This window comes from Pseudomonas sp. BN505 (assembly GCF_029873175.1).
GTDB classification, from domain to species: Bacteria; Pseudomonadota; Gammaproteobacteria; order Pseudomonadales; family Pseudomonadaceae; genus Aquipseudomonas; species Aquipseudomonas putida.
This window is the reverse complement of sequence record NZ_SSOI01000045.1, coordinates 374,759-388,951: the sequence shown is the minus strand read 5'-3', so window position 1 is coordinate 388,951 and position 14,193 is coordinate 374,759. Positions and strand designations below refer to the sequence as shown.

Below are 14,193 nucleotides of genomic sequence, written 5' to 3'. Positions count from 1 at the left end.
ATTTTCGAAAATGTTCACTTTATTGTCATCTGATCAGTTTTTTCTATAAAGACTGGCTGGCGACGGGCGTTCTGTTGCGCTAGTATTTTCGCAAACGAACATTAATGTTCACTTTCGATGTGAACAGCTCCCAGGAGGCCTTGCCCGTGTCCCAGCCCGTTTCGTCCCAGCCATCACTCGCCGACTGCTATGACCTCGCCGTGATCGGCGGTGGCATCAATGGCGTGGGCATCGCTGCCGACGCCGCCGGGCGGGGTCTGAAAGTATTCCTTTGCGAAAAGGACGACCTGGCCCAGCACACGTCATCAGCCAGCAGCAAGCTGATCCACGGTGGCCTGCGCTACCTTGAACACTACGAATTCCGCCTGGTACGCGAAGCCTTGGCCGAACGCGAAGTGCTGCTGGCCAAGGCGCCGCACATCGTCAGACCGATGCGTTTCGTGCTGCCACACCGCCCACACCTGCGCCCGGCGTGGATGATCCGCGCCGGCCTGTTCCTGTATGACCATCTGGGCAAACGCAAGCGCCTGGGTGCCTCGCGCAGCCTGCGCTTTGGCCCCGGTTACCCGCTAAAGCCGGCGATCACGCGCGGTTTCGAATACGCCGATTGCGCGGTAGACGACGCGCGGCTGGTGGTGCTCAATGCCATGGCCGCCCGTGAGCACGGCGCGCACATCCATACCCGCACCCGCTGCCTGCGCGCAGAGCGCGTGGACGGCCTGTGGCAGGTCGAGTTGCAGCATGCCGATGGCAGCCTGCAGAGCATTCGCGCCCGCGCCCTGGTCAACGCCGCTGGCCCGTGGGTCGCCAGTTTCATCAAGGACGACCTCAAGCTGGATGCGCCGTACGGCATCCGCCTGATCCAGGGCAGCCACATCATCGTGCCGCGCCTGTACGAAGGGGAACATGCCTTCATCCTGCAGAACGAAGACCAGCGCATCGTCTTCTGCATCCCTTACCTGGACCGCTTCACCCTGATAGGCACCACTGACCGCGAGTACAGCGGCGACCCTGCCAAGGTAGCGATTACCGCACAGGAAACCGACTACCTGTTGAAAGTGGTCAACGCGCACTTCAATCATCAGCTGAGCCACGGCGATATCCTGCACACCTACTCCGGCGTGCGCCCGCTGTGCAACGACGAGTCGGACAACCCGTCTGCCGTCACCCGTGACTATACCCTCGCGCTCAGCGCAGCGTCTGGCGAGGCGCCATTGCTGTCGGTGTTTGGCGGCAAGCTGACCACCTACCGCAAGCTGGCAGAGTCGGCCATGAGCGAACTCAAGCCGTTCTTCAGCCAGATGGGCAAAAGCTGGACCGCCGATGCCCCCCTGCCCGGCGGGGAAGACATGAGCACGCCGCAGGCATTGGTCGAAGCGCTGCTGGCACAGCATCAATGGCTGGCAGTGGACATCGCCAAACGCTGGGCGGTGAGCTATGGCAGCCGCACCTGGCAACTGCTGGACGGCGTGCATGGCCCGCAAGACCTGGGCCAGGTGATCGGCGGCGGCTTGTTCACCCGTGAAGTCGACTACTTGCGTGATTGCGAATGGGCTGTCAACGCCCAGGACATCCTGTGGCGGCGCAGCAAGCTTGGCCTGTTCACCAGCGCCAGCGAGCAGCAGGCCCTGGCTGATTACCTGGCGCAAAGCGAGGCGCGCAGCAACGCCGCCTGATCCGGCTGGGGCGACCGCTGTGCGGTTGCCCCCTCAGGCTTCCCGCCCGTAGGCCTCCCTCGCCAGTTCCAGGTACAACGCCCGCTCCTGGGCATTGAGCGCCTCCATCAAGGCTGCGGCACGCTCCAGGTAGTGCTGCTCACCCGCCTCACCGACCTCACCCTCGGCTTGCTCCAACTGCTCATGAAACGGTTCGGCCAGGGCATCGAAACGCTCGGCATAACGATTACGCACATACCCTTGCCAGAACTCGCGCTGCGCCAGCGCCTGGCTCAGTACCTCGCGGTTTTCTCCAGCGAGCACTTGAGCACCCGCGCGCCTTGCGTCAGCGGCGGTTACACGGCTGTGTTCGGGGTAATTCATGGACCGCGGTTGCGCTGGCAGGTCGAGCCGGTCAGCCAAATTGACGCGGAAGGCGAGGTAGACCTCGATATCATCCACGACAGCATATGGGTCCCTGCGCAGTTCCTGAATATGTCGGGCGGCAATGCTGTCTACCTGATCCAGGCGATACAGCGAACGCCCCAGGCGCAATAAAGTCTGTTCGGCCTGCATGGGAGCACCCTCACCTGGGGAATGCAGGGCAATGTGGGCCCTGACTTCCAGTTGACTGAGGATCAGCAGCAGTCGGTCCTCACAGGTACGGCGCCCTTGCGCCTGCCAGAACATGGCTTCGCGCACGTCGGTGTTGTCCGTGCACAGTTCCAGAATCCGCCACACCCTTGCCCGGTAGTAGTTCGGGTGGTCGAGGAAATCGTCGGAACTGGCGAAATCTGCCAGAAAACGAAACAGGTCTACCGACTGCGGCTCCTCGGCCAGCTGGTTCCAGATCTGCACGCGCCGTGCCCTGACAGGCTCGGTGGCGCTACCCAGCCATTGGTCCTGCAAGCCGGCATCGGCAATAGCGTGATGGTAGGAGGGGCTACGGTTTACAGACGAATCGCCAAGGCTTTCGGCAAGCGACGCCGCGCTCGCTTCGTCCAGCGGGTTGTCATGCAGCGACAGGCGTCCCATTCGCGCGCCCAGCGCGCGAAGGTGCCCGTTCACCTGGCGAATCTGGTTATCACGCAGGTCCACCAGGCCCCGCCATGGCATCACATCGTCGCCTGGCAAGGTTTGCAGCTCGGTTGCGCGCAGCGAAACCTCACGCAAGTGGCGCAGCCCCGAAAGATCAGGCACCTGGCCCAGCGGGTTGTAGTTGAGATCCAGCACCTGGAGCATCGAGAGGCTGGCCAGCCTTTGGCTGCCTTGGGCATCGACACTGATCTGGTTACCCGCCAGACGCAGGCTGCGCAATTCGGTAAATCGCTCCAGGCCAGCGGGCAAGCGGGTCAATTGGTTGTTGCGCAGGTCGAGTTCGCGAAGGTGGGTGAACCTGCGCAGGAAATCCTCATCGACCCGTTCAAGGCTCATGTTGCGCAAAGCCAGGCGCCGAACATGGCCGAACTCTATGCCCTCCGGCAACGTCGGCAAGCTGCCCACCTGTTCGCCATCTATGTGCAGCACAAAGTCGTCACCGGCCAGACCGGCCGTCTTGCGCCGCCAGGCGCGACGAATCTGGTTGGCCACGCGTTGCCGGCGCAGCCCGTCCATGAAACTGACGCGCTGTCGCTGCCACATGCCAAGCGCGTCACGCAGGCTTTGCATCTGCCATTGAAGCTCGCTGAGATGTGCCCACTGGCCGACCCTGCGGTCCGACAGGTCACGAAGGTAGGCGTCCAGCTGTGCATCGGTCAACGTCGGGAATATGTCATGTATGCCGCGACGCAGTGCCCGTCGGCTGCTTTCTCCCCGTCCACTCAAGGCGTAACCGATCCGGCCATCGGCGATTCGAAGCGGCGGGCGATAGCGTTCTGCGACAGGCGCAAGCCCCATCAACTTCGCCGTTCTTTCTCGATCCGAGCTAGCCAGGTGCGCAAGCTGCTCGCCGAGGTCGCGGGCCGTGAGCTGACTTCCCCCAAAACTGGCCTTCTGGCCCTCGTCAAGGGTGCGGATCAGGCATGGCAACAGGCCTTGGCCAAGCACTGGCGGCTGGCCATCGGCCAATTGGTACCCCTGCTCGGTGTGGATGATGGTTTTCATCTCGGTGGCACTGGCGGCACCCTTGGCTGCCAACACACGGCCGCCTGCCTCCCCGAGGCGCAGCTCGATCCGCACCGAGGCTGGCCAAGGTGCGTGGTGGGCGATCCATTCCAGCACCAGTCGCTGGGTATCGGCATTAACTGCCCCTTCGTGCTCGAACCCCATCAGGGCACGGTCCACACGGCTCTCGCGCAAGAACCAGCGGGCCCGCTCAGCCATGGCCAGCGGGACCCGGCCGGTGGCCAGCAGCGCCTTGATCTGCGCACCACTGGCCGACGCGAGGATTTCTTCGGCGCCACGCACCGACAGGCCTGGGAATACCTTGATCAGCAAGGCACCTGCAACCGAAGGCACACCTTGCCGAGCGGCCAGTTCACGTTCGAACGCGCGCCCTCGTAATCGAGGCTCTAAGGTGTGGAGTTCGTAGCGTTCATGGGCATCACCCAGGCGAGCAGGGCTCTCCCCTCCGTCAAGGTGGATATGGCGCACCTGGGCCTCTTCAAACCCGGTGATGCGAAGCAGTGTTTCAGCGCTTTGGTCAGAGGTTTCGGCAAAGACACCGCCAAACCTGCGTAACAGCGGCCCGCCGCCATCAAGGTGATGAGCAGAAGGCGGCCAGTGCGCCAGCCTGGCCCGGCCCTCACCCTCGTGCACTGGCGTCAGCGCATCGACAAACGACACCCGTTCGAGTGCACGGCTTATGCCCATGTGTACGGCACCTATCACGGCGCCGGCTGCCAGGTTCTGTGCTACGCCCATGAGATGATCCAGCGCCCCCTGGCGGTCGCCTATGCGCCAATCCTCATAACCCTTGTAGACCTCGCTGACCACATCCACGGCCGCCACGGCGAGCATCACCTCCCCCACTATCGGGATGAACAGTGCTGCCAGGTTCAACGTATCGAGGCCTGCACTCTTGAGCACCTCCAGCCGCTGATGGCGCTCGATAGAGGTTTCGTCGGCGGTGGGGACCGCGAGGATTCTTGCATCATCCAGCATCTTGTCCACCTGCAAGCCACGCAGGTAGGCAAACAGCGGTACATCGATGGCAAAATTGCGCCCATCCAGCACAGCCGGTACTCGCACACTGCTGGCTTCGATCAGGCGCTCCAGGGTTGCCGTGAACGTCGGCCGGTCGCGTTCACTGATGAAGCGACGGAATAACGACCGGTAGTGAGGCGCACGCATGCGCCTGGCCAACCATTGGTACAAAGCCTCCCAGGAAACGTGCCTGGTCACCGGCCGCTGCGGGTCCTGTGGTATCCAGCTGATGATCCCTTCCAGTGGTCCGTCGGCGCGCTCGCGCACCTCCAGCGTGACGATTCCATGGATACGCTTGCCCAGCAGATAAAGCTGACGCGGTGTGACAACGCCACTGATGGCAGGCACCACAGGTTTGGCAGCGAACACAGGCAACAAGCGCAGGTAGTCGGCTTCGTCCAGCTCGGACTTGATGCGGGCCATGCGTACCGCGACTTCCATCTTTGCGCGCAGGTTTTCCTCAAGCATGCGCTGAACGGCCTCTCGGGCGAGGTTTTCAGGCGCTGGCGGCCGGCTTTTCGGAAACAGTTGTGCGCGCAACTTTTGCTGGTACTGCCCACCGATGTCGAGTTTCCTGCAGCAGCGGGCAAATGCCTCGAACGTCAGTTGCAGCTTCACCCCATCAGCGCCCTGCAGGTGGGCGCGCCTATGGATTGACGGCAAGGTATCGGCTTCGTGGAAGTTGTGCAGCGCGGCCGTGACCAAAGGTTGCACGCTGTAAAGGGTACGCCAGGGCGTATGCAGGCGTGGCGCAGCGCTGGGCATCGGCACATCCTCCTCGATGTGCACCTGCATGCTGCGCACATCGACATCGGCCAGGCCTTCGGCGCGTAATGCCGGTTCGAGCACCTGCGCGGCAAAGGCTTCCAGGCTGGGCACGCTTGCCAATCTGGTTTTCACTCGTTCGGCCACAGCCTGCTGATTGGACAGCGCGCGGTGAAAGGTCAACAGTTGATCGACATCGGCCGTTTTCAACCAATCCGCCATCTGGCGGGCAATGAAGGCGTCGACGGAATCTGAAGGAATCGGGATCACGGACACGGCAAGAGCTCCAGAAGATGAAGCAGCAAGCTCAACAGTTGGCCTTGCGCGACAGGTGTTACTTATTGCTGGAGCACCCCGTTCAGAGCCCCCACATTCGTTCGGATAGCCGAACGAAATACCACCCCTCGTTCGGTGATCCGACAGCAGAAGAATGTTCAAAAACCTGCATACAGGGTTCATGCCCAGGCTTTGCGCGGGGTTATGATCTTTGGCAGGGCTTGGCACGACTCATGCTCTACACTTGGTAGCCGAATGCACTCGCTTCTTGCTGTATTCGTTGAACGAAAGAGTCCGCCAACGGCTCCATAAAAAAAACAAACACGTCGAGGAAAATTTGATGCGTATCGTTCGTCAATTGCTGGGCGCCGCCATCGCGGCCGCTGTGATCGCTTCGCCGGCCATGGCCGAAGAACTGACTGGCACCCTGAAGAAGATCAAGGAATCGGGCACCATCACCCTGGGCCACCGCGACTCCTCCATCCCGTTTTCCTACCTGGCCGGCAAACCCGAGCCCGTGGGCTACTCGCATGACATCCAGCTGGCTGTCGTCGACGCCCTGAAGAAGCAACTGGGTACGGACATCAAGGTCCGCTACAACCTGGTCACCTCCCAGACCCGCATCCCGCTGGTGCAGAACGGCACCGTCGACCTTGAGTGCGGCTCCACCACCAACAACGTCGAGCGCCAGCAACAAGTCGGCTTCTCGGTCGGCATCTTCGAAGTCGGTACCCGCCTGTTGACCAAGGTCAAGGACGGTGCGCCTGCATACAAAGACTTCCCGGACCTGGCCGGCAAGAACGTGGTGACCACCGCCGGTACCACCTCCGAGCGCATCCTCAAGGCGATGAACGCCGACAAGCAGATGAAGATGAACGTGATTTCCGCCAAGGACCACGGTGAAGCCTTCAACATGCTCGAAAGCGGCCGCGCCGTGGCCTTCATGATGGACGACGCGCTGCTGGCCGGTGAAATGGCCAAGGCGCGCAAGCCATCCGACTGGGTCATCACCGGTACCCCGCAATCGTACGAAATCTACGGCTGCATGGTGCGCAAGGAAGATGCTGCGTTCAAGAAAGCGGTCGACGACGCCATCGTGGGCTACTTCAAGTCGGGCGAAGTCAACAAGAGCTACGACAAGTGGTTCAATCAGCCGATCCCGCCAAAAGGCCTGAACCTGCAGTTCCCGATGAGCGACGAGCTGAAAAAGCTGATCGCCGAGCCGACCGACAAGGCTGCGGACGAGAAGAAGTCCTGATCCTCAGATAGTGGCCTGGTGCTCAACAGCACGAATCAATTCTGCAGGCCACTCATTAGTGTCTAACCTTTCATCCGAGGGCGCCAAGCGCCCCCGGATGCTCGAAGGTGCCCGTGAAACAACCGTCTGAGGGGAAATCCCGATGAATTACAACTGGGACTGGGGCGTGTTCTTCAAGTCCACCGGCGTGGGCAGCGAAACCTATCTGGACTGGTACATCACCGGCCTGGGCTGGACCATCGCCATCGCCATCACCGCCTGGATCATTGCGCTGCTGCTGGGGTCACTCCTCGGTGTCATGCGTACCGTGCCGAACCGCCTGGTATCGGGCATCGCTACCGCCTACGTGGAACTGTTCCGCAACGTGCCACTGCTGGTGCAGCTGTTCATCTGGTACTTCCTGGTACCGGACCTGCTGCCGGAAGGCTTGCAGGAATGGTTCAAGCAGGACCTCAACCCGACCACCTCGGCGCTGATCAGCGTGGTCGTCTGCCTGGGCCTGTTCACCGCCGCCCGCGTCTGCGAACAGGTGCGTACCGGGATTCAGGCGCTGCCCAAAGGCCAGGAAGCCGCCGCCCGTGCCATGGGGTTCAGCCTCCCGCAAATCTATAACAACGTGCTGCTGCCGCAGGCCTACCGGATCATCATTCCGCCGCTCACCTCCGAGTTCCTCAACGTCTTCAAGAACTCCTCGGTGGCGTCGCTGATCGGCCTGATGGAGCTGCTGGCGCAGACCAAGCAGACCGCCGAGTTCTCCGCCAACCTGTTTGAGGCGTTCACTCTGGCCACGCTGATCTACTTCACCCTGAACATGGGCCTGATGCTGCTGATGCGCATGGTCGAGAAGAAAGTCGCCGTGCCTGGCCTGATTTCCGTGGGGGGCAAGTAAATGGACATGGATTTCAGCGAAATCATCCCGGCCCTGCCTGCCCTGTGGGAAGGCATGGTCATGACCCTGCAGCTGATGGTCATGGGCGTTGTCGGTGGTATTGCACTGGGCACCATCCTGGCCCTGATGCGCCTGTCGTCGAGCAAGCTGCTGTCACGCGTGGCAGGTGCCTACGTCAACTACTTCCGCTCGATCCCGCTGCTGCTTGTAATTACCTGGTTCTACCTGGCGGTGCCGTTCGTGCTGCGCTGGATTACCGGCGAAGACACGCCAGTGGGTGCGTTCACCTCTTGCGTGGTGGCCTTCATGATGTTCGAGGCCGCGTACTTCTGCGAAATCGTGCGTGCTGGCGTGCAGTCGATTTCCAAAGGCCAGATGGGCGCCGCGCAGGCGCTGGGCATGAACTACGCGCAAACCATGCGCCTGATCATCCTGCCCCAGGCCTTCCGCAAGATGACCCCGCTGCTGCTGCAGCAGAGCATCATCCTGTTCCAGGACACCTCGCTGGTGTACACCGTGGGCCTGGTGGACTTCCTCAACTCGGCACGTTCCAACGGCGATATCATCGGGCGCTCCCATGAGTTCCTGATCTTCGCCGGCGTCGTCTACTTCATCATCAGCTTCTCCGCTTCGTGGCTGGTCAAGCGCCTGCAAAAAAGGATCACCGTATGATTTCCATCAAGAACGTCAACAAGTGGTACGGCGACTTCCAGGTACTGACCGATTGCAACACCGAGGTCAAGAAAGGTGAGGTGGTAGTAGTCTGCGGCCCTTCGGGCTCGGGCAAGTCCACCCTGATCAAGTGTGTCAACGCGCTGGAGCCGTTCCAGAAGGGCGACATCGTGGTCGACGGCACGTCGATCTCCGACCCGAAAACCAACCTGCCGAAGCTGCGTTCGCGGGTGGGTATGGTGTTCCAGCACTTCGAACTCTTCCCGCACCTGACCATCACCGAGAACCTGACCATCGCGCAGATCAAGGTACTGGGCCGGAGCAAGGAAGAAGCCACCAAGAAGGGCCTCGCCCTGCTTGAGCGGGTGGGCTTGTCAGCGCATGCGCACAAGCACCCTGGCCAGCTTTCCGGCGGCCAGCAGCAGCGAGTGGCCATCGCCCGTGCGCTGTCAATGGACCCGATCGTCATGCTGTTCGACGAACCCACCTCGGCACTGGACCCGGAGATGGTCAGCGAGGTGCTGGACGTAATGGTGCAACTGGCCCACGAAGGCATGACCATGATGTGCGTGACCCACGAAATGGGCTTTGCCCGCAAGGTCGCCAACCGGGTCATCTTCATGGACAAGGGCAGCATCATCGAAGACTGCACCAAGGAAGAGTTCTTCGGCGATCAGAGTGCCCGCGACCAGCGCACCCAGCACTTCCTCAGCAAGATCCTGCAGCACTGATCCGGCCACAGCATCCGCTGCCACGGGACCCACCGGGCAGCGGATGCTGGTCGTGACAAGGCCACTGTGATGAAATGCGACCCCTCGCTACTTCGCCCTGCCAAGCCTGCCGTGAAATCCCGTCTGATCCGCCAATTGCTGTTACCGCCACTGATCATCCTGCTGATGGTCGGCTTAGGGCTGGCTGGCTACCTGATCAGCGAGAGCAATGGCATCCGCACCCTCAGCGAAAACGGCGAACGCCAGCTGGAGCTGCATGCGCGCACGGTCGAAAGCGAAATCAGCAAATACACCTACCTGCCGAGCTTGCTGGAGCTGGAAGACAGCGTCTCGCACCTGCTCACCGACCCGGACGGCGGCTCCCGCCAGGCGGTCAACGAATACCTCGAAGGCCTGAACAGGCGCAGCCGCAGCCGCGCCATTTTCGTCCTCGATACCAATGGCCGGGTACAGGCCACCAGCAACTGGCGCGACGCCGACTCGTTCCTCGGTGAAGACCTGTCGTTCCGCGCCTACTTCCAGACCGCCGTGCGCGGCGAGCCCGGGCGTTTCTACGGCATCGGCAGCACCACGGGCGAGGCCGGCTATTACCTGGCCCATGGGCTTGAAGAGCACGGCAAGATCATTGGCGTGGCAGTGATCAAGGTGCGCCTGGACACCCTCGAAGAGCGCTGGCAGCGTGCCCGCCTGGAGGCGTTCGTCAGCGACGAAAACGGCATCATCATCCTTTCCAGTGACCCCGCCCGGCGCCTGAAATCGGTGCGCCCGCTGACCCCGCAAATCAAGGAGCGCCTGGCGCGCAGCCTGCAATACTACTGGTGGCCGCTCAACGAACTGCAGCCACTGGCCCGGGAAACCCTGGCCGATGGTGTGGAAAAACTGACCTTCCCGGCCAACAGCGAGACTGCCCAGGGCAAGCCGCACGAAGTCGCCTACCTGGCCCAGACCCGGCGCCTGGCCGACACGCCTTGGCACTTTACCCTGCTGACCCCGCTGCAGGACCTGCGCCGCGAATCCATGGTGCAGGGCATCCTGGTGGGCGTGGCATTTGCCTTGCTGGCAATCCTCGGCATTGCCTGGAACGAGCGACGCAAGGTCATCGCCACCCGCTTGGCGGCCCGCGAGGCCCTTGAGGAAGCCAACAGCCAGCTGGAACGGCGCATTGCCGAACGCACGGCAGACCTGCGCGCCAGCAACGAACGCCTGAAAGGCCAGATTCGCGAGCGCCGGCATGCCGAGCAAACCTTGCGCCACGCCCAGGATGAGCTGGTGCAGGCTGGCAAGCTGGCCGCCATCGGGCAGATGTCCACCAGCATTGCCCATGAGCTGAATCAGCCGCTGGCCGCGCTGCGCACGTTGTCTGGCAACACCGTGCGCTTCCTCGAACGCGGGGCACTGGAAACCGCCAGCACCAACCTGCGCACCATGAACGACCTGATCGACCGCATGGGGCGGATCACCGCCAGCCTGCGCTCGTTCGCCCGGCGTGGTGACGACAGCGGCCAGGCCTCGCTGGCCAAGGCGGTTGAAGCCACCTTGCAGGTGCTGGCCAACCGTATCAGCGCCTGCCATTTGCAGTTGCACCACCAGTTCGAGGACCAGCAACTGGCCATCGACCAAACCCGCCTGGAGCAGATCCTGGTCAACCTGATCGGCAACGCCCTCGATGCCATGGCCGCACAACCAATGCCCGAGCTGTGGCTGGAAGGCGAGCTGCAAGGCGACAAGTACCGCCTGCAGGTGCGCGACAATGGCCACGGCATCGACGCCGAGGCGCGCAAGCACTTGTTCGAACCGTTCTTCACTACCAAACCGGGCGAACATGGCCTGGGCCTGGGCCTGACCCTGTCGGCGAGCCTTGCCGCCGCCGCCAAGGGCAGCCTCAACGTCGAGCACCCCGTCACCGGCGGCACGGCCTTCGTCCTGGCCCTGCCCCTGGTCTTCCCCCCTAGCGAATCGGCAGAGCACCCATGAACCAAGCGCCTCTTACCGTCCTGATCGTCGAAGACGACCCGCATGTGCTGCTCGGCTGCCAGCAGGCCCTGGCCCTGGAGGATATCGCCTGTGAAGGCGTGGGCAGCGCCGAACAAGCGCTGGAACGCATCGGCGACGATTTCGCCGGCATCGTCGTCAGCGATATCCGCCTGCCGGGCATCGATGGCCTGGAGCTGCTCAACCGCCTGAAGGCCCGTGACCGCAGCCTGCCGGTGGTGTTGATCACCGGCCACGGTGATATCGACATGGCGGTCGGTGCCATGCGCAACGGCGCCTACGACTTCATGGAAAAACCGTTCTCCCCCGAACGCCTGGTCGACGTGGTGCGCCGCGCCCTCGAACATCGCGGGCTGTCGCGCGAAGTGGTGGCCCTGCGCCGCCAACTGGCCGAGCAGAGCAGCCTGGAGGGACGCATCATCGGTCGTTCGTCGGCCATGGAACACTTGCGCGAACTGATTGCCAACGTCGCCGATACGTCGGCCAACGTGCTGATCGAAGGCGAGACCGGCACCGGCAAGGAACTGGTCGCCCGTTGCCTGCACGATTTCAGCCGGCGCCAGGGCCAGCCCTTTGTGGCGCTGAACTGTGGTGGCCTGCCGGAGAACCTGTTCGAAAGCGAAATTTTCGGCCACGAGGCCAACGCCTTCACCGGCGCCGGCAAACGCCGTATCGGCAAGATCGAACACGCCAACGGTGGCACGCTGTTCCTCGATGAAGTGGAGAGCATGCCGATCAACCTGCAGATCAAGCTGCTGCGCGTACTGCAGGAACGCACGCTGGAGCGGCTAGGTTCGAACCAAAGCATCCCGGTGGACTGCCGGGTAATCGCCGCGACCAAGGCCGACCTCGACAGCATGGGCCAGAGCGGCCAGTTCCGCAGCGACCTGTACTACCGCCTGAACGTGGTGACCCTCGAGCTGCCACCCCTGCGCGAGCGCCGCGAAGACATCACGCAGCTGTTCGAGCACTTCCTCCAGCAGTCCGCACTGCGCTTCGACCGTGAAGCACCGGCGCTGGACAGCCAGATCCTCTCACGCCTGATGGCCCACGACTGGCCGGGCAACGTGCGCGAGTTGCGCAACGTGGCTGAACGCCATGCCCTTGGCCTGCCAGCCTTCAAGAAAGGCCCCAGCGGCGGCGCCAGCCAGGGCCTGGGCTTTGCCGAAGCGGTGGAAGCATTCGAACGCAACCTGCTCGGCGATGCCCTGCAACGCACGGGGGGCAACCTGAGCCAGGCCAGCCAGGAGCTGGGCATGGCCAAGACCACGCTGTTCGACAAAGTGAAAAAGTACGGCCTCGGCTGACCTCAACCTGAACTGGAAAGACAACGTGGATCTGGTATTCAAAGCTGCCCTGGGCGCTGGCGTGGTGCTGCTGCTGGCGGTGCTGTCGAAGACGCGCAACTACTACATCGCCGGGCTGGTGCCGCTGTTTCCCACCTTTGCCCTGATTGCCCACTACATCGTTGGCAAGGGGCGCAGCATTGCCGACCTGAAGACCACCATCCTGTTCGGCATGTGGTCGATCATTCCGTATTTCGTGTACCTGGCGACCCTGTATGTGCTGGTCGACCGCCTGCGCCTGGAGGCGTCGATGGCGCTGGCCACAGTAGCGTGGCTGATAGCCGCTACCGTGCTGGTGACCTTGTGGGTGCGGATGCACTGATCAAAATTCGCGCTGGCTTCTTCGCGGGCTTGCCCGCTCCCACAGGTTCTCCACAATCCCTGAGATTGGTGCGGGACCTGTGGGAGCGGGCAAGCCCGCGAAGAAGCCAGCGCGGAGTCAGAGCCCTGCGATGTGCGTGACCTCTTGCCTGTGCGCCTGCAAATAAGGCAATACGGCCCCCAGCAGCGGCGCCTTGAACGGCTCCTGAAAGCGGTGCGCCAGCCCCGGTATCAGCCGCAGCTGGCTGCCTTGAATGTGCGCCGCCAGGTGCACGCCGTGCATGACCGGCAACAACGGGTCGGCCGTGCCATGCACCACCAGGGTCGGCACCCGAAGCTGGTTCAAAAGCTCGACACGGCTCGGCTCGGCCAGTATCGCCATGATCTGGCGCTTGGCCCCGTCGGGGTTGAACGCCCGGTCATAGGCAACCGCCGCCTGGTGCAGCAACACACTGCGGTCGTCCCGCACCTCGGGGCTGCCCAGGGCCGCCAGCAGGTCGGCCTGCTGCTCGATGGCCACTTCGCGGTTTGGCGCGCTGCGCCGGGCCAGCAACTGCACCAATGCCGGATCCGGCGCCGGCAGCCCAGCCGCCCCTGAACTGGACATGACCAAGGTCAGGCTGCGCACGCGCTCGGGTGCCATGGCCGCCAGATGCTGGGCGATCATGCCGCCCATGCTCACGCCCAGTACATGAAACTGGCGCACGCCCAGCGCGTCCATCAGGCGCAAGCCATCATCGGCCATGTCCGTCAGCGTATAGGGCGCCGCCACCGGCAGGCCCAGCTTGTAACGTAACAGCTCGACCGTCAGGTTGGCCGACGGAGGCATCTGGTTCCAGCGCGACAGGCCAACATCACGGTTGTCATAACGGATCACCCGAAAGCCTTGGCGGCACAAGGCCTCGACCACATCGTCCGGCCAATGGATCAGTTGCCCGCCCAGGCCCATGACCAGCAGCAAGGCCGGGTCACCAGGCGCCCCGACGCTCTGGTACACCAGGCTGACCGCACCCAGTTCGGCACGCTGCACCGGCACCTGGGCGTCGCAACGCTGTTCGGCGAAACTCGCAGGTACGCTGAATATCAAGAAAAGCAAAAGCCAAAAAGCCCGCATGGAAGAAACACCAGAATGCAGATCCCCAGT

The 14,193-nt window shown here is 62.7% G+C and carries 10 protein-coding genes; 8 read left to right on the top strand and 2 right to left on the bottom strand.

The window, feature by feature from the left end; all coding sequences use genetic code 11:
* Positions 1-146 precede the first annotated feature (146 nt).
* Positions 147-1,676: a glycerol-3-phosphate dehydrogenase gene (gene glpD, locus E8E78_RS14940; RefSeq protein WP_041167965.1), complete on the top strand. Its 1,530-nt coding sequence runs from the start codon at positions 147-149 to the stop codon at positions 1,674-1,676.
* Between the two features lie 33 nt (positions 1,677-1,709).
* Here glpD and E8E78_RS14935 read toward each other — a convergent pair whose 3' ends face one another.
* Positions 1,710-5,840, bottom strand: a complete 4,131-nt coding sequence (locus E8E78_RS14935) for an NEL-type E3 ubiquitin ligase domain-containing protein (RefSeq protein WP_049276559.1) — start codon at positions 5,838-5,840, stop codon at positions 1,710-1,712.
* Positions 5,841-6,180: 340 nt separating this feature from the next.
* On the opposite strand from E8E78_RS14935, the gene E8E78_RS14930 reads away from it, so the two are divergent.
* From E8E78_RS14930 to E8E78_RS14900, 7 genes are all read left to right on the top strand, one after another.
* Complete coding sequence (locus tag E8E78_RS14930; protein ID WP_049276558.1) at positions 6,181-7,098, top strand: glutamate/aspartate ABC transporter substrate-binding protein; 918 nt, start codon at positions 6,181-6,183, stop codon at positions 7,096-7,098.
* 142 nt (positions 7,099-7,240) lie between these two features.
* On the top strand, positions 7,241-7,987 hold the full coding sequence (locus E8E78_RS14925) for an amino acid ABC transporter permease (protein ID WP_016488794.1): 747 nt from the start codon (positions 7,241-7,243) through the stop codon (positions 7,985-7,987).
* Positions 7,988-8,659, top strand: a complete 672-nt coding sequence (locus tag E8E78_RS14920; protein WP_016488795.1) for an ABC transporter permease subunit — start codon at positions 7,988-7,990, stop codon at positions 8,657-8,659. It begins immediately after the preceding gene.
* Positions 8,656-9,390 (top strand): amino acid ABC transporter ATP-binding protein, encoded by a 735-nt coding sequence (locus tag E8E78_RS14915; RefSeq protein WP_016498201.1) that lies wholly within the window; start codon positions 8,656-8,658, stop codon positions 9,388-9,390. Before E8E78_RS14920 ends, E8E78_RS14915 begins: the two co-directional genes overlap by 4 nt.
* A 69-nt stretch (positions 9,391-9,459) precedes the next feature.
* Positions 9,460-11,364, top strand: coding sequence for an ATP-binding protein (locus E8E78_RS14910; RefSeq protein ID WP_049276557.1), 1,905 nt, complete (start codon positions 9,460-9,462; stop codon positions 11,362-11,364).
* The gene (locus E8E78_RS14905) at positions 11,361-12,689 is read left to right on the top strand and encodes a sigma-54 dependent transcriptional regulator (protein WP_016498199.1); all 1,329 of its coding nucleotides are present in this window, start codon (positions 11,361-11,363) and stop codon (positions 12,687-12,689) included. Before E8E78_RS14910 ends, E8E78_RS14905 begins: the two co-directional genes overlap by 4 nt.
* Before the next feature lie 25 nt (positions 12,690-12,714).
* The gene (locus tag E8E78_RS14900) at positions 12,715-13,050 is read left to right on the top strand and encodes a GlpM family protein (protein WP_016498198.1); all 336 of its coding nucleotides are present in this window, start codon (positions 12,715-12,717) and stop codon (positions 13,048-13,050) included.
* A gap of 117 nt (positions 13,051-13,167) precedes the next feature.
* Here the strand turns inward: E8E78_RS14900 and E8E78_RS14895 are convergent, their stop codons facing one another.
* On the bottom strand, positions 13,168-14,163 hold the full coding sequence (locus E8E78_RS14895; protein ID WP_049274816.1) for an alpha/beta hydrolase: 996 nt from the start codon (positions 14,161-14,163) through the stop codon (positions 13,168-13,170).
* Positions 14,164-14,193: the final 30 nt, after the last annotated feature.

Excerpts from the sequence above, each read along its gene's own strand:
- E8E78_RS14930 (WP_049276558.1), top strand. The coding sequence starts at position 6,181 with ATGCGTATCGTTCGTCAATTGCTGGGCGCCGCCATCGCGGCCGCTGTG.
- E8E78_RS14925 (WP_016488794.1), top strand. The coding sequence starts at position 7,241 with ATGAATTACAACTGGGACTGGGGCGTGTTCTTCAAGTCCACCGGCGTG.
- E8E78_RS14920 (WP_016488795.1), top strand. The coding sequence starts at position 7,988 with ATGGACATGGATTTCAGCGAAATCATCCCGGCCCTGCCTGCCCTGTGG.
- E8E78_RS14915 (WP_016498201.1), top strand. The coding sequence starts at position 8,656 with ATGATTTCCATCAAGAACGTCAACAAGTGGTACGGCGACTTCCAGGTA.
- E8E78_RS14910 (WP_049276557.1), top strand. The coding sequence starts at position 9,460 with ATGAAATGCGACCCCTCGCTACTTCGCCCTGCCAAGCCTGCCGTGAAA.
- E8E78_RS14905 (WP_016498199.1), top strand. The coding sequence starts at position 11,361 with ATGAACCAAGCGCCTCTTACCGTCCTGATCGTCGAAGACGACCCGCAT.
- E8E78_RS14895 (WP_049274816.1), bottom strand. The coding sequence starts at position 14,163 with ATGCGGGCTTTTTGGCTTTTGCTTTTCTTGATATTCAGCGTACCTGCG.